Here is a 16,273-nt window from a genome sequence, read left to right as displayed (position 1 = left end):
TCGGTCCCCACGGGTAAAGACTAGCACAAGGGCGCGCCCGCGGCATCAGGATCGGGCGAATTCTCCTGTCTTTTCGGTAAACTGGTTAACAGGACCCTGACAAAGCGAGGGCCCCCGAAGGGGCCCCGCAGGGACGCGCGGCGCTGCGGTCAGTCCCTGTTCGCGCGGTTCTCGATGAGGTCGTCGACGACCGAGGGGTCGGCGAGGGTGGAGGTGTCGCCGAGCGCGCCGTAGTCGTTCTCGGCGATCTTGCGCAGGATGCGGCGCATGATCTTGCCCGAGCGGGTCTTCGGCAGGCCGGGGGCCCACTGGATGAGGTCGGGCGAGGCGATCGGGCCGATCTCGGTGCGGACCCAGGCGCGGAGTTCCTTCTTGAGGTCCTCCGAGGGCTCGACGTCGTTCATCAGCGTCACGTAGCAGTAGATGCCCTGGCCCTTGACCGCGTGCGGGTAGCCCACCACGGCGGCCTCGGCGACCTTGGCATGGGCGACGAGCGCGCTCTCGACCTCGGCGGTGCCCATGCGGTGGCCCGAGACGTTGATCACGTCATCGACCCGGCCGGTGATCCAGTAGTCGCCATCCTCGTCCGCGCGGCAGCCGTCGCCCGAGAAGTAGTAGCCCTTGTACTGCTGGAAATAGGTCTGCTCGAAGCGCTCGTGGTCGCCCCAGACGGTGCGCATCTGCCCCGGCCAGCTGTCCTTGATGGCAAGCACGCCCTCGGTCGGGCGCTCGGTGATCTCGACGCCCGAGGTCGGCTCGAGCACCACCGGCAGGATGCCGAAGAAGGGCTTCATCGCCGCGCCCGGCTTGGTCGCGTGGGCGCCGGGCAGCGGGGTCATCAGGTGGCCACCGGTCTCGGTCTGCCACCAGGTGTCGACGATCGGGCATTTTCCCTTGCCGATCTTGTCGTTGTACCAGTTCCAGGCCTCGGGGTTGATCGGCTCGCCGACGGTGCCGAGCAGCTTCAGCGAGGACAGGTCGCAGCCGTCGACGAAGGTGTCGCCCTGGCCCATCAGCGCGCGGATCGCGGTGGGGGCGGTGTAGAACTGGTTGACCTTGTGCTTCTCGCAGACCTGCCAGAAGCGCGAGGCGTCGGGCCAGGTCGGCACGCCCTCGAACATCAGCGTGGTCGCGCCGTTGGCCAGCGGGCCGTAGACGATGTAGCTGTGGCCGGTGACCCAGCCGACGTCGGCGCTGCACCAGTAGATGTCGCCCTCGTGGTAGTCGAAGACCACCTCGTGGGTGAGGGCGGCGTAAACCAGATATCCACCACTCGAATGTACAACCCCCTTGGGCTTGCCGGTCGAGCCCGAGGTATAGAGGATGAACAGGGGGTCTTCGGCATTCATCGGCCGCGGCGGGCAGTCGGGGCCGGCGGTCTCCATCAGCGCCTTGACGTCGACGTCGCGCCCGTCGATCCAGCTGGTCTGGTCGCCGGTGTGCTTGACGACGAGGCAGCGCACCTTGTCCGAGCAGTGCAGGAGGGCTGCGTCGGTGTTGGACTTGAGCGCGGTGCGGCGGCCGCCGCGCGGCGCGGTGTCGGCGGTGATGACGATCTTGGCGCCGCAGTCGTTGATGCGGTTGGCGAGCGCGTCGGGCGAGAAGCCGGCGAAGACGATGGAATGGATCGCGCCGATGCGCGCGCAGGCGAGCATGGCATAGGCCGCCTCGGGGATCATCGGCAGGTAGATGACGACGCGGTCGCCGCGCATGACGCCCTGCGAAAGCAGGACGTTGGCCATGCGGTTCACCTTGTCGTAGAGCTCGGCATAGGTGATGTGCCGCGCCGGATCCTCGGGGTTGTCGGGCTCGAAGATGATCGCGGTCTGGCCCGCGCGGGCGGGCAGGTGGCGGTCGATGCAGTTGTAGGCGACGTTCAGCACGCCGTCCTCGAACCACTTGATCGAGACCTTGCCGAGCTCGAAGCTGGTGTCCTTGATGCGCGTCGGCCGCGCCATCCAGTCGAGCCGCTGCGCCTGCTCGGCCCAGAACCCGTCCGGATCGGCGATCGAGCGCGCGTACATCTCCTCGTAGCGCGCCGCGTCAACATGCGCGGTCGCGACGAAATCCTCGGACGGCGGGTGAAGGACGGTCTGCGTCATGGTGTCTCCTCCTGTGTTGCCTGCAGGATGCGTCCCGGCGCGCCGAATGCAAGGCCGCATCGTGCGACTCGCGCTCACGGTTCCGCGGAGCACCGGCCAGGCGGCCCGGTGCGGGGCGGGTTCATGCGCGCGGGCGGCTCCCCAATGCCCCCCGCGCGCCCCCGACGGTCCGCGGTCCGCCGGGGAGCCATGGGCCATCGTCAGATGGCCAGGTACTCCGCCCGAAGCTCGGCGTTCTCGAGCACTTCGGCGGCGGTGCCGTCAAAGACGATGGAGCCGGTGTCGAGGATGATCGCCCGGTCGGCAAGCTGCAGCGCGCGCACCGCGTTCTGCTCGACGAGGATCGTGGTCATGCCCTGTTCCTTGATGTGGCGCAGGGTCTTCTCGATCTCGTCGACGATGACCGGGGCCAGCCCCTCGTAGGGCTCGTCGAGCAGCAGCACCTTGATGTCGCGCGCCAATGCGCGGGCGATGGCGAGCATCTGCTGCTCGCCGCCCGAGAGTGTCACCCCCTCCTGCCTGCGGCGCTCGCCGAGGCGCGGGAAGAGGTCGTAGAGCCGCTCGATCGACCAGCCGATCGGCGGGGCAATCTGCGCCAGCTGCAGGTTCTCCTCGACGGTGAGCCCGGGGATGATCCGCCGGTCCTCGGGCACGAGGCCGAGCCCGGCCACCGCCGCCTGGTGCGAGCTCATGCTGTGCAGCGGCTTGTGGTCGAGCCAGATCTCACCGCGCTGGACCTGCGGCGAGTCGAGCCGCGCGATCGAGCGCAGCGTCGTGGTCTTGCCCGCGCCGTTGCGGCCGAGCAGGGCGACGATCTCGCCCTCGTGCACGTTGAAGCTGATGCCCTGCACGATGTAGCTCTCGCCGTAGTAGGAATGCATGTCCCACACCGACAGGAAAGCCGGGGCCGTCTCGGCCATGTTGGCGTTCCTGGAAAAGTCCGGTCTGACGTTCATCGCCTTCTCTCCTTACGCCGCTTCGCCGAGGTAGGCTTCGCGCACCTTGGGGTGGCCCTTGATGTTCTCGGGGGAATCCTCGACCAGCGGCGTGCCCTGAGCGAGCACGGTGATCCGGTCGGCGAGGCTGAACACCACGTGCATGTCATGCTCGATGATCGCCATGGTGATGTCGCGCCGCTCCTTGATCTCCTTCAGCAGGTCGATCGTGTTGTTGGTGTCGGCGCGGGCCATGCCGGCGGTGGGCTCGTCGAGCAGCAAGAGGCGCGGCTCCTGCACGAGGCACATGGCCATCTCGAGCCGCCGCTTGTCGCCGCGCGACATCGAGGCCGAGTGCATGTTGCGCTTGTCGAGCATCTTCACGTCGGCGAGCATCGCCTCGGCCCGGGTCCGCAGGTCCGTCTCGCTCTCGACCGAGCGGAAGGCGTGCAGCCGGTAGGCCCCGTCGCGCCGGGCGAAGAGCGGGATCATCATGTTCTCCATCACCGTCAGGTCGCCGAAGATCTCGGGGGTCTGAAACACGCGGGAGATGCCCATCTGGTTGATCTCGAAGGGCTTGCGGCCGAGCACCGACTGCCCGTCGAACATCACCGAGCCGGTGTCGGGGATCAGCTTGCCGACGAGGCAGTTGAGCAGGGTCGACTTGCCCGCGCCGTTGGGGCCGATGATCGCGTGCACGGTGTTCTCGGCGACGCTCAGGTTCACGTCCGACAGGGCCTTGAGCCCGCCGAAGCGCTTGTTCACGTCCTTGACTTCAAGAATGCCCATCTGCGCCTCCTCATTCCGCGGGTTCATGGCTGGCCTTCCGCGCGGCAGCGTCTGACGACTTGCCGCGCTTTAGCGTCCTCGAGATGCGCTGGCCGCCCTCCACCAGCCCGCCGGGCAGGAAGATCACCACCAGCATGAACATCAGGCCCAGCGTCAGGTGCCAGCCCTTGCCGACGAAGGGGTTGAGCACGGCGATCACGAAGTTCTCGAGCCCGTCGGGCAGGAAGGAGAACCAGCCGTGCAGCACGCCGTCGTTGATCTTCGAGAAGATGTTCTCGAAATACTTGATGAAGCCCGCGCCCAGCACCGGGCCGATGAGCGTGCCGGCGCCGCCGAGGATGGTCATCAGCACCACCTCGCCGGAGGCGGTCCACTGCATCCGCTCGGGCCCGGCCAGCGGGTCCATCGAGGCCATGAGCCCGCCCGCGAGCCCCGCGTACATGCCCGAGATCACGAAGACGGCGAGCGTGTAGGGGCGGGCGTTGAGGCCGGTGTAGTAGAGCCGCTGCTGGTTCGACTTGATCGCCCGCAGCATCATGCCGAAGGGCGAGCGGAAGATGCGCACCGCCACGTAGAAGGCGAGGATCATGATCACCGCGCAGAGGTAGTAGCCGACCGAGAAGTTGAAGCTCCAGCCGGCGATGTCGACGGTGGTGAAGTGGCGCATCTCGAGCCCGAAGAGGTTGGTCACCGGGATCGAGCCGTCTGCGGTGGCGGAACTGCCGAGGATGCGCGGATCGTCGAGGGTGATCTGCAGCCCGGTCTCGCCGTTGGTGATCGGGGTGAGCACCGAGTAGGCGAGGTTGTAGCTCATCTGCGCGAAGGCCAGCGTCAGGATCGAGAAGTAGATGCCCGAGCGGCGCAGGCTGACGTAGCCGATCACCACCGCGAAGAGCCCGGCCACGATCATCGACAGCAGGATCGCCGGGATGACGTTCATGCTCAGCAGCTTGAACATCCAGACCGCGGCGTAGGAGCCGGTGCCGAGAAAGGCCGCGTGGCCGAAGCTGAGATAGCCGGTGAGGCCGAAGAGCAGGTTGAAGCCGATGGCGAAGATGCCGAAGATCACGAAGCGCTGCATCAGGTCGGGATAGCCCGCGTTGAACTGCGCCAGCGAGCTGCCGGTGGGGAAGGGGTTCAGGATGAAGGGCGCGCAGAGCGCCAGGATGACGACGACCGTGAAGACGGCGGTATCTTTCTTGCCAAGTCCGAGCATGGTCTTAGTCCTCCATCACGCCCTTGCGGCCCATGAGGCCGCGCGGACGGGTCAGCAGAATGATGATGGCGACGAGGTAGATGATGATCTGGTCGATGCCGGGCAGGATCGACTTGATCTCGTTCATCGAGGCAAAGCTCTCGAGGATGCCGAGCACGAAGCCCGCCAGCACCGCGCCGGGCAGCGAGCCCATGCCGCCGACGACCACCACCACGAAGCTGAGCACGAGGAAGTCCATCCCCATGTGGTAGTTGGGCGAGTTGATCGGCGCGTACATCACCCCCGCGAGCCCCGCCACCGCGGCCGCGAGGCCGAACATGATGGTGAAGCGGCGGTCGATGTTGATGCCCAGCAGCCCCACGGTCTCGCGGTCGGCCATGCCGGCGCGCACCACCATGCCGAAGGTGGTGAACTGCAGGAAGGCGAAGACCCCGCCGATGATCAGCGCGGCGAAGGCGAAGTAGACGAGCCGCCAGTAGGGGTAGATGATGACGTTGGGATCGAAGCCGAGCAGCACGCCGAAGTCGAACGAGCCGCGGAACACGTCGGGCGCGGGCGTCGGGATCGGGTTGGCGCCGTAGAAATACTTGATGATCTCCTGCAGCACGATGGCGAGGCCGAAGGTCACGAGGATCTGGTCGGCGTGCGGGCGGCGGTAGAAATGCTTGATGAGGCCGCGCTCCATGATCACGCCGATGAGGATCATCACCGGGATCGAGAAGAGGATCGCCAGCGGCACGGCCCAGTCGATGATCGCCGCGCCCGCCTGGTCGCCGAACCATTCGGTGACATAGGGCACGTCGACCTTGAGCGGATTGCCGAGGAAGTCCTTGCGGCTCTCGTCGAGGACCTGGTGGGACAGGGTGAGGATGCGATTGAGGGTCACGGCGCAGAAGGCGCCGATCATGAACAGCGCGCCATGCGCGAAGTTGACGACGCCGAGCGTGCCGAAGATGAGCGTGAGCCCGAGCGCGATCAGCGCATAGGCCGAGCCCTTGTCGAGCCCGTTCAGGATTTGAAGAATGATGGCGTCCATGTCCCGGCCTTCAGGTCAAGGGATGTGCGAGCGTTCCCGGCGCGGGGCCGGGAACGCGGGAAACGCGCCGCGCGGGGCGCGACGCGATCTGACGCGGCTCAGACGCCGGCGTTGCACGAGCCGAGGTTGCCGCCGGCAAACATCGGATGCTCGGCATCGTAGGTCACCTGTTCGACCGGGGTCACCTCGATGATCTCGACGAGGTGGTATTCGTCCTCGGGGTTCTCGGCCCCGCGCACCACGAGCACGTCCTTGAAGCACTGGTGGTCGGAGGCGCGATAGGTGGTCGGCCCGTTGCCGAGACCGTCGAAGGCGAAGTCCTGGAGCGCCTCGCCGACGGCGCAGGGGTTGAAGCTGCCCGCGCGGGTGACGGCATCGGCGTAGAGCAGGGTCTGCGCGTAGCAGGTCTGCGCCGCCTGGCTCGGCGGGAAGCCGAACTTCTCGCCGAAGGATTTCACGAAGGCATTGGTGCCCGCGTACTTGGCGCCCTTCTCGTTCTCGAGCTTCCAGTCCCAGTTCTGCGAGCCGACGATGCCGGCGATGTTCTTGCCCGCACCCTTGGCCATGAGCTCGGAGTAGAGCGGCACGACGATCTCGAAGTTCTTGCCGTTCACCTGCTTCTCGCGCAGGCCGAACTGCACGGCGTTGGTCAGCGAGTTGACCATGTTCCCGCCGTAGTGGTTGAGCACCAGCACGTCGGCACCCGAGTTCAGCACCGGCGCGATGTAGGACGAGAAGTCGGTCTGCGCGAGCGGCGTCAGCACGTTCTCGACGGTCTGCCAGCCAGGCGCCTCGGTGGCGGCGGCGATGGATTCCTGCTGCGTCCAGCCCCAGGTGTAGTCGGCGGTCAGGTGGTAGGCGCGGCGGTCGTTGCCGTAGAGTTTCGAGAGCACCGGCGCGAGCGCGGCGGCCGACATGTAGGCGTTGAAGAAGTGGCGGAAGCCGTTCGCCTTCTTGTCCTTGCCGGTGGTGTCGTTCGAGTGGGTGAGCCCCGCCATGAAGATCACCCCGGCCTCCTGGCAGAGGCCCTGCACGGCCACGGCCACGCCCGAGGACGAGCCGCCGGAGATCATCACCGCGCCGTCCTTCTCGATCATCGACTTGGCGGTGGCGCGGGCGGCGTCGGACTTGGTCTGGGTGTCGCCGGTGACGTAGGTCACCTTCTTGCCGAGGATGCCGGTGCCGTCGAGGACCTTGGACGAGAAGGTCTGCAGCATGCCGCCGTCGCCGCCACCGTTCAGGTGTTCGACGGCCAGCTCGAAGGCGCGCAGCTCATCGGCGCCCTCGTCGGCATAGGGGCCGGTCTGGGGCACGTTGAACCCCAGCGTGACCGTGTCGCCGGTGGGCTCGTTGGTGAAGGCGGATGCGGGCGAGCTGGTGAATATCGTCGGCAGCGCGACGCCGGCTCCCGCCACGGCACCCGACCTCAGCACGCCGCGGCGTGTCAGAGTGGATTTGGACATTGAATTCCTCCCGTTTTCGAATTTGCACCGCCGGGCTCCTCTTCCCGGGGGGGTGCAAAACACGTGTCCGTGCAAAATCAGTATCGGACCACGAAAGAAAATCACGCAACAACTGCTTTTGAGTTAACAATTTTTTTGTCAACAAATGCACAAGGTATTAGGGTAGAGTGTAAATAAATTATCTTGCGCCGCAGAAAGACCTTGAAAGGGTTCAAGATCCACCATGCCACGGGACACGCTTACTGGAAGCCGCATCCGCGAAAGACGCACGATACTTGGCCTCAAGCAGGCGGACCTTGCAAGGGATGCGGGAATTTCCGCATCCTACCTCAACCTGATCGAGCATAACCGCCGAAGAATCGGCGGGAAATTGCTGCTCGATCTGGCGGAAATCCTCAAGGTCGAACCCTCGATGCTGACCGAGGGGGCGGAGGCGGCGCTGATTGCCTCGCTGCGCGAGGCGGCCAGTGCAAGCCGGGGCAGCGCCGCGGAATTGGACAGGGTCGACGAATTCGCCGGGCGCTTTCCCGGCTGGGCGCGGCTGCTGGCCGAGGCGCGCGCGCGGATCGAGACGCTCGAGCGCAGCGTCGAGACGCTCAGCGACCGGCTGGCGCATGACCCGCAGCTGGCCGAGGCGCTGCACGAGATGCTCTCGACCGTCACCGCGATCCGCTCCGCCGCCTCGATCCTCAACGAGCCCGAGGGCATCGACCCCGACTGGCAGCGGCGCTTTCACCGCAATATCCACGAGGACAGCGCGCGCCTCGCCGAGAGCAGCCGCAGCCTCGTCAACTACCTCGAGGCCGAGGGCAAGGCGGCCTCGGAAAGCGGCACGCCGCAGGAGGAGGTGACCGCGATCTTCGACGCGGCGGGATACCATTTCCCGGCGCTCGAGGCGGGGCAGTCGGCCGAGGCGCTGGCGCTGGACCTCGAGGGCGACCTGTCGGACAGCGCGCGCGCCCTGCTGCGCCGGGCGCTCGGCGTCTATGCCCGCGACGCCGCCGCGCTGCCGCTGCCGGCGCTGCTTACGGCAGTCGCGCAGGACGGGGCCGATCCGCTGAAGCTGGTGCAGCGCTTCGGCTGCGACCCGGCCCGCGCCATGCGCCGCCTTGCCGCGCTGCCGGCGGCGGCGCCCTGCGGGCCGGTGGGCCTTGCGATCTGCGACGCCTCGGGCGCGCTCATCTTCCGCAAGCCGCTGCCCGAGTTCCCGATCCCGCGCTTCGGCGCGGACTGCCCGCTCTGGCCGCTCTTCCCGGCGCTGAGCCGTCCGATGGCGGTGCTCTCGCGCCGGGTGCAGTTCGCCGGGCGGCAGGGCGGGGCGGTGCGCGCCTTTGCGGTGGCCCAGCCGGCCAGCCCGCCGCAGGCCAACCGCGACCCGATCTTCGAGGCGCACATGATGTTCACCCCCGACGGCCCGGCCCGCGGCGGCGAGGAGACCGAGCTGGTCGGCGTCACCTGCCGCATCTGCGCGCGCAGGTCCTGCCCGGCGCGGCGCGAGCCCTCGCTGCTGGGTGACGTTGCGGAGCGGGACGCCTGAGCAAGGTCTTATTTTGACAGGGGGGTAAACATTGGCGATAACAGGAAATCACGGGGGAGTTAGCCTCGGCACCGGAAAGGGGAGAGTCCGGGGCCTTGGGGAAAGGGGTGCATGTCCAAACACGTGCTGCTGATCGAGGATGAGCCGAATATCATCGAGGCGATCAGCTTCATCCTGTCGCGCGACGGGCTCGCGGTGGAGACCCATTCCGATGGCACCACGGCCAACGAGAAGTTGCGCGGCGCGCGTCCCGACCTGCTGATCCTCGACGTCATGCTGCCCGGCAAGAGCGGCTATGACATCCTGCGCGAGCTGCGCGCCGACCCGGCCACGGCCGCGCTGCCGGTGCTGATGCTGACCGCCCGGGGCCAGAGCCGCGACCGCGAGATGGCCGAGCGCGAGGGGGTCAGTGCCTTCATGTCGAAACCCTTTGCGAACAGCGAGATGCTGGACACGGTGCGGGCCCTGCTGAACGGCGCGCACAAAGAGGCATGAGCGAGGACTCGCCCCGCCGTGGCACGCCGCCGCTCTTCCTGGAGCGGCAGTCGTACCGGCGCAGGCGGGTCATGGACGGCGCGCGGGTGCTGCCCTTCCTCGGCGCGCTGCTCTGGCTGGTGCCGCTGCTCTGGCAGGAGGACCCGGCGGAGGGCGTGCGCAGCTCGGCGGTGATCGTCTACCTCTTCGGCGTCTGGCTGCTGCTGGTGCTGCTGGCGGGATTCATCGCCTGGGCGCTGGGGCGTCCGGGGCCGGGCGACGGGCTGGTGGACGGCGGCCAGTCCGACGGGGGTGACTGACGCCATGCTCAACACGCTCGTCGCCGTCTGCATCACCTACGCGCTGTTCCTCTTCGCCATCGCCTTCGCGGCCGAGCGCATCGCGGCGCACGGGCAGGCGCGCTGGCTGCGCTCGCCGGTGGTCTACACGCTGTCGCTGTCGATCTACTGCACCGCCTGGACCTTCTACGGCGCGGTCGGCTCGGCGGTGCGCACCGGCTTCGAGTACATGGCGATCTATCTCGGCCCCTCTCTGGTGCTGATCGGCTGGTGGTGGATCCTGCGCAAGCTGGTGCGCATCGGCCGCTCGCAGCGCATCACCTCGGTCGCCGACCTCGTCTCGTCGCGCTACGGCAAGTCGAACCTGCTGGCGGTGGGGGTGACCATCCTCGCGGTGATCGGCACCACGCCCTACATCGCGCTGCAGCTGCAGTCGGTGACGCTGAGCTTCGAGGTCTTCGCCGCGGGCGATCTCGCCACCGGCGAGGAGACCGGCCAGACCGCGCTCTGGGTCGCCGCCGGGCTCGCGCTCTTCACCGTGATCTTCGGCACCCGCAACCTCGACGCGAACGAGCGGCACAACGGCGTCGTCATGGCCATCGCGGTCGAGGCGGTGGTGAAGCTCTTCGCGCTGCTCGCGGTCGGCGTCTTCGTGGTCTGGGGCCTTGGCGGCGGGCTGACGGAGACGCTGGCGCGGATCGACGCCTCGGAACTCGGGCGCTGGCGCATCGACGGCGGCCGCTGGGCCGGGGTGGTGCTGCTCTCGGCCGCGGCCTTCCTCTGCCTGCCGCGCATCTTCCAGGTGCTGGTGGTGGAGAACGACAACGAGACCCACCTGCGCACCGCGAGCTGGGCCTTCCCGCTCTACCTCGGGTTGATGAGCCTCTTCGTCGTGCCGATCGCGGTGATCGGCCTCGACCTGCTGCCCGAGGGCTCGAACCCCGATCTCTTCGTGCTGACCCTGCCGCTGTCGCAGGGAAAGGTGGGGCTGGCGGCGCTGTCCTTCCTCGGCGGGTTCAGCTCGGCCACCTCGATGGTCATCGTCGCGGCCATCGCGCTCTCGACCATGGTGTCGAACCACGTGGTCATGCCGCTCTGGCTGCGCTTCACCGAGACCGGCGCGACGATCTCGGGCGACGTGCGCAGCGTCGTGCTGCTGGCGCGGCGGCTGTCGATCGTCGGCGTGGTGATGCTGGGCTATCTCTACTACCGGCTGTCGGGCGGCGGCGAGGCGCTGGCGACCATCGGCTTCGTCTCCTTCGCGGGCGTGGCGCAGGTGCTGCCGGTGATGCTGGGCGGGATCTTCTGGCGCGGCGCCTCGAAGACCGGCGCCTTCACCGGGCTGCTGCTCGGCTTCTGCTGCTGGGGCTACACGCTGTTCCTGCCCTCCTTCGGCGCCGGGGTGCTGCTGCCCGAGGCCTGGCTCGCGCACGGGCCCTTCGGGCTCGACTTCCTGCGCCCGCAGGCGCTCTTCGGCCTGACCGACATGGACCCGCTGCTGCACGCCTTCTTCTGGTCGATGAGCCTCAACACCGGCGGCTTCATCCTCGGCTCGCTGCTCAGTTTCCCGCAACCGCTGGAGCGGCTGCAGGGCGCGCAGTTCGTCAACGTCTTCGAGCATTCGACGGGGCCGCGCAGCTGGACCGGAAACGTCGCGCAGAGCGAGGACCTGATGATCATGGCGCAGCGCATCCTCGGCGCGCGCGACGCGCAGGACCTGTTCGAGCGCGAGGCCGAGCGGCAGGGCGGGCGCGGCCCGCTGCCGGACGTGACGCCGCGCTTCCTCGAGACGCTCGAGCGCGAACTCGCGGGCTCGGTCGGCGCGGCCACCGCGCACGCCATGGTCGGGCAGATCGTCGGCGGCATGTCGGTCTCGGTCGAGGATCTCATGGCCGTGGCCGACGAGACCGCGCAGATGATGGAATACTCGGCCCGGCTCGAGGCGCAATCGCAGGAACTCGCCCGCACCGCCGCGCAGCTGCGCGAGGCCAATGCCAAGCTGACGCGCCTGTCGGTGCAGAAGGACGCCTTCCTCAGCCAGATCAGCCACGAGCTGCGCACCCCGATGACCTCGATCCGCGCATTTTCCGAGATCCTGCGCGACACGACGGGGCTGCGCGCCGCGGAAAAGACCAAGTACGCCTCGATCATCCACGACGAGGCGATCCGCCTGACGCGGCTGCTCGACGACCTTCTGGATCTCTCGGTGCTGGAGAACGGGCAGGTGAACCTCAACCTGCGGCAGGGGCGCCTGTCCGACGTGCTCGACCGCGCGGTGGCGGCGGCGGCGGCGGACGAGGCCGGGCGGAGGCTCGAGATCCGCCGCGATCACGCCTCCGAGCAGATCGTGCTGCACACCGACCTCGACCGGCTCAGCCAGGTTTTCATCAACCTCATCGCCAATGCCCGCAAGTATTGCGACGCGCCGCGCCCGCGGCTCGAGATCAGCGTGCGGGCGGGCACGCGGCTGGCCATCGACTTCACCGACAATGGCAGCGGCGTCGCGGCCGAGGCGCAGGACGTGATTTTCGAGAAGTTCAGCCGGGTCAGCGACCAGAAGGCCGGCGGCGCGGGGCTGGGGCTGGCGATCTGCCGGCAGATCGTCACCCGGCTCGGCGGCGACATCACCTACGTGCCGGGGCGCGGCGGCGCCTCGTTCCGGGTAAGCCTGCCCGCCGATCTGGCGGTGGCCGCCGAATAGCGCGCAAAGGCGCGCTTTCTGCGCGCGCTAAAGCCGTTGGTAACCAAATCCCGGCAAGCATCTGACCCGGAACTCCAGGGAAGATCGGATCGACGGGAACGATGCCAGACGCCGCCGGACAGGCACCCAGACAGACGCGGGGACAGGCCGCCGCCCGGGCCTCCGGGCAGGACGTGCTCAGCCGCAAGGCGGACGCCGCACGCCGCGCCTTCGAGGCGCGCGCCATGTCGCCGGCCAAGGCGCTGCGCCGCGCGCTGGCGCGCAGCGCCGACGTGCTGTGGGATCTCGCGCTCGTCGCCCATTCGGTCGAGGAGGAGCATCTCGACCAGGACGGGGTGGTCGCGCAGCTGCCGCCCGACGCGCTGCTGATCCTGCTCGACGGGCCGGACGGGGTGGTCGGCTTCGTGACGCTCGAGCGCGAGCTGGTCGCCGGGTTGATCGAGGTGCAGACCATGCTGCAGGTCACCCAGATGCCCGCCGATCCGCGCCCGCTCACCGCCACCGACGCGGCGATGACCGCGCCGCTGCTCGACGCCACGCTCGAGCGATTTCCCCGCTTTCTCGAGGATCACCCGCTGCGCCCGCAGGTCGAGGGGTTCCGCTTCGGCGCCATGCTCGAGGATGCGCGCGCCGCCGCGCTGCTGCTGGACGCGCCCGGCTACCGCGTGTTCCGCGCCGCGCTCGACCTCGCGCTGGGGCGCCGCCGGGGCGAGCTGCGCCTGTTCCTGCCCGAACGCCCCGGCGCGCGGCGGGCGGACGGGGCGGACGGGGCGGGCAAGGCGGGCGCGCACGCGCAGAAGATGGCGCTGCTGCCCGCCGAGATGCGCGCCGTGCTCGGCGCGCTGCGGCTGCCGCTCTCGAAGGTGCAGGCGCTGCGCCCGGGGGACCTGCTGCCGCTCACGCCCGAGATGCTCGACCGGGTGACGCTGCACGCGGGGCCGGGCACGCCCGTGGCCGGCGGGCGGCTCGGGCAGGTCAACGGGATGCGCGCAGTGCGCCTCGCCTGGCCGCGGGGCGCTGGGGCCGGCGAGGCGCCGCCGCCCGCGCCGCGCGCCTTCGCCGCGGATCCGGCCCCGTCGCAGGCCGCCGCCGCGGCGCCGCCGGAGTTCGGCCTTGCCGAGATGGCGTCGGGCCTTCCCGACCTGCCGGACACCGGCATGGGCGATTTCGGCTTCGGCGGCGATTTCGACACCGGCGAGGGGGAGGAGGGCGGCGTCCCGGTCCAGTCCGCTGCCATGGACTTCGATTTCGACTTCAGCGCCGCCCCGTTCGAGGACGAGGAATGATGGCAAGCCACGGTCAACAAACGCGAAATCCCAGGCGGCGCGGGGGCGGGGGCCAGGGTCTTGCCGCCCCGCCGGGCTTCCCTAGGGCGCTCTCTTGCCATTTCCCGCGCTTTGCCGTGTTACTCTGGCGAAAATCACGCTGCCACATCAGCCGCCGGAGCCAGCCTCATGTCCTCGCAACCCGACCGCCGCACCCGCGTCACCACCAGCCATTGGGGCGCCTTCGAGGTGACCACCGAAGACGGGCGCATCACCGGCACCGCGCCCTTTGCCGACGACCCGGACCCCTCGGCGATCCCCGGCATCCTGCCGCAGGCGGTCTACCACCGCAGCCGCGTCGCGCGCCCCTCGATCCGCCGCGGCTGGCTCGAGCGCCGCGACCGCTCCGGCCGTGGCAGCGACGAGTTCGTCGAGCTGCCCTGGGACGAGGCGCTGGACATCGCCGCTCAGGAAATCGACCGCATTCGCAGCGAGCATGGCAACAAGGCGATCTTCGGCGGCTCCTACGGCTGGTCCTCGGCCGGGCGCTTCCACCACGCGCAGAGCCAGGTGCACCGGTTCCTCAACAGCATCGGCGGCTACGTCGCCTCCTTCGGCAGCTATTCCACCGGTTGCGCGCAGGCGATCATGCCGCACGTCTTCGGCGTCTCGTTCCTGCGCTATCTCTACAACGAGCAGGACAGCTGGCAGACCATCGCCGAGAACACCGAGACGCTGGTGATGTTCGGCGGCATCAACAAGAAGAACGCGCAGGTCAGCATGGGCGGGATCACCCGCCACGACACGGCAAGCTGGTTAGACCGCTTCCACCAGAAGGGTATGCGCTGCCTCAACATCGGCCCGCAGCGCCGCGACGCGCCCGAGGGCTGCGAGTGGCTGCCGGTCCGCCCGGGCTCGGACACCGCGCTGATGCTGGCGCTGGCCTTCGTGCTCGAGCAGGAGGGGCTGACGGACAAGGGTTTCCTCGCGCGCTACACGGTCGGCTTCGAGCGTTTCCGCCCCTACCTGATGGGGGAAAGCGACGGGATGCCCAAGACCCCGGAATGGGCGAGCCCGATCTGCGGCGTCGATCCCGACACGATCCGCGCGCTGGCCCGGCGCATGGCCAGCACCCGCACGCTGATCACCGTCGCCTGGTCGCTGCAGCGCGCCGAGCATGGCGAGCAGCCCTACTGGATGTCGGCGGTGCTGGCGGCGATGCTGGGGCAGATCGGCCTGCCGGGTGGCGGTGTCGGCTATGGCTACGGCGCCATCGGCGGCATCGGCAAGTCGATGAAATCGCTGCGCGGCGTGACGCTCGACCAGCTGCAGAACCCGGTCGGCACCTTCATTCCCGTCGCGCGCATCGCCGACATGCTGGCCAATCCCGGCGTGCCCTACGACTTCAACGGCCGCCGCGAGCCTTACCCGGACATCCGCCTCGTCTACTGGGCGGGCGGCAACCCGTTCCACCACCACCAGGATCTCAACCGGCTCTCCGAGGCGTGGAAATGCCCCGAGACGGTGATCGTCAACGAGCCGTGGTGGACCGCCACCGCCAAGCGCGCCGACATCGTCTTCCCGGCCACCACCAGCTACGAGCGCGAGGACATCGGCCGCACCGACCTCGACGAGTATCTCTTCAACATGCCCGCGCTGATCGGGCCGGTGGGCGAGGCGCGGGATGACTACGACATCTTCGCCGGGCTTGCCGAGCGCATCGGCGAGGGCGCGCGCTTCACCGAGGGGCGCAGCAGCGAGGACTGGCTGCGGCATCTCTACGAGGGCTACCGCGCCAGCGGCGAGGAGGCGGGCATCGACGTGCCGGGCTTCGACGCGCTGCGCGAGCAGAACTGGGTCAAGCTGCCCATCGTGCAGGAGCCGCCGCTGCCCTCCTTCCTCGCCCGCTTCCGCGCCGACCCCGAGGGCAAGGCGCTGAACACCCCCTCTGGCCGGATCGAGATCTTCTCGGAAACCATCGACGGCTTCGGCTATGCCGACTGCCCCGGCCACCCGGCCTGGCTCGCGCCGACCGAATGGCTCGGCACCGCCACGCCGCAGACGCCGCTGCACCTCGTCTCGCCGCAGCCGGGCGACAAGCTGCACAGCCAGCTCGAGAGCGCGCTGGCGGATCAGCCCGACGCGCGGCCCGAGCGGCTGCTCATCCACCCCGAGGACGCCCGTCCGCGCGGCATCGTCTCGGGTGATCTCGTGCTGGTGCGCAACGCGCGTGGCGCGGCCCGGGCGCGGGCCGTGGTGACCGAGGACATCCGCATCGGCGTTGTCGCGCTGCCCACCGGCGCCTGGTATGGCGACGCGTCCGAGAACATCGACCCGCACGGCAACCCCAACGTGCTGACCCGCGACAAGGGCACCTCGTCGCTGGGGCAGGGCTGCTCGGCGCACACCGCGCTGGTCGAGGTCGGCCCGCTGGGCTGACCGGGGCGGGCCGTTGG

At 68.8% G+C, this 16,273-nt stretch carries 12 protein-coding genes; 6 read left to right on the top strand and 6 right to left on the bottom strand.

All coding sequences use genetic code 11. From position 1 onward, the window contains the following. Window positions 1-149: 149 nt before the first annotated feature. From acs to PVT71_RS01720, 6 genes are all read right to left on the bottom strand, one after another. A complete protein-coding gene (gene acs, locus PVT71_RS01745) occupies window positions 150-2,102 on the bottom strand; it encodes an acetate--CoA ligase (protein WP_353472777.1) in 1,953 nt (650 codons plus the stop codon). Between the two features lie 200 nt (window positions 2,103-2,302). Beyond that, window positions 2,303-3,058 (bottom strand): ABC transporter ATP-binding protein, encoded by a 756-nt coding sequence (locus tag PVT71_RS01740; protein WP_353472776.1) that lies wholly within the window; start codon window positions 3,056-3,058, stop codon window positions 2,303-2,305. Window positions 3,059-3,070: 12 nt separating this feature from the next. After that, on the bottom strand, window positions 3,071-3,826 hold the full coding sequence (locus PVT71_RS01735; protein WP_353472775.1) for an ABC transporter ATP-binding protein: 756 nt from the start codon (window positions 3,824-3,826) through the stop codon (window positions 3,071-3,073). 10 nt (window positions 3,827-3,836) lie between these two features. Next, the gene (locus PVT71_RS01730; protein ID WP_353472774.1) at window positions 3,837-5,042 is read right to left on the bottom strand and encodes a branched-chain amino acid ABC transporter permease; all 1,206 of its coding nucleotides are present in this window, start codon (window positions 5,040-5,042) and stop codon (window positions 3,837-3,839) included. 4 nt (window positions 5,043-5,046) lie between these two features. Continuing rightward, window positions 5,047-6,078: a branched-chain amino acid ABC transporter permease gene (locus PVT71_RS01725; RefSeq protein ID WP_353472773.1), complete on the bottom strand. Its 1,032-nt coding sequence runs from the start codon at window positions 6,076-6,078 to the stop codon at window positions 5,047-5,049. A 98-nt stretch (window positions 6,079-6,176) separates the two neighbouring features. Next, window positions 6,177-7,541: a substrate-binding protein gene (locus PVT71_RS01720; RefSeq protein WP_353472772.1), complete on the bottom strand. Its 1,365-nt coding sequence runs from the start codon at window positions 7,539-7,541 to the stop codon at window positions 6,177-6,179. Window positions 7,542-7,764: 223 nt separating this feature from the next. On the opposite strand from PVT71_RS01720, the gene PVT71_RS01715 reads away from it, so the two are divergent. The 6 genes from PVT71_RS01715 (at window position 7,765) to PVT71_RS01690 (ending at window position 16,256) form a co-directional block, all read left to right on the top strand. Beyond that, window positions 7,765-9,078 (top strand): helix-turn-helix domain-containing protein, encoded by a 1,314-nt coding sequence (locus PVT71_RS01715; RefSeq protein ID WP_353472771.1) that lies wholly within the window; start codon window positions 7,765-7,767, stop codon window positions 9,076-9,078. Between the two features lie 111 nt (window positions 9,079-9,189). Next, window positions 9,190-9,573, top strand: a complete 384-nt coding sequence (locus PVT71_RS01710; RefSeq protein WP_353472770.1) for a response regulator — start codon at window positions 9,190-9,192, stop codon at window positions 9,571-9,573. After that, on the top strand, window positions 9,570-9,872 hold the full coding sequence (locus tag PVT71_RS01705) for a hypothetical protein (RefSeq protein WP_353472769.1): 303 nt from the start codon (window positions 9,570-9,572) through the stop codon (window positions 9,870-9,872). Before PVT71_RS01710 ends, PVT71_RS01705 begins: the two co-directional genes overlap by 4 nt. 4 nt (window positions 9,873-9,876) lie before the next feature. Next, entirely contained in the window at window positions 9,877-12,552 is a 2,676-nt protein-coding gene (locus PVT71_RS01700; protein ID WP_353472768.1) for an ATP-binding protein, read from the top strand. A gap of 101 nt (window positions 12,553-12,653) precedes the next feature. Further along, window positions 12,654-13,838, top strand: coding sequence for a FliM/FliN family flagellar motor C-terminal domain-containing protein (locus PVT71_RS01695; protein ID WP_353472767.1), 1,185 nt, complete (start codon window positions 12,654-12,656; stop codon window positions 13,836-13,838). Between the two features lie 168 nt (window positions 13,839-14,006). Beyond that, window positions 14,007-16,256 (top strand): molybdopterin-dependent oxidoreductase, encoded by a 2,250-nt coding sequence (locus PVT71_RS01690; protein WP_353472766.1) that lies wholly within the window; start codon window positions 14,007-14,009, stop codon window positions 16,254-16,256. Window positions 16,257-16,273: the final 17 nt, after the last annotated feature.

This window comes from Salipiger sp. H15 (assembly GCF_040409955.1).
GTDB lineage: Bacteria > Pseudomonadota > Alphaproteobacteria > Rhodobacterales > Rhodobacteraceae > Salipiger.
This window is presented reverse-complemented; position numbering and strand designations above follow the sequence as displayed.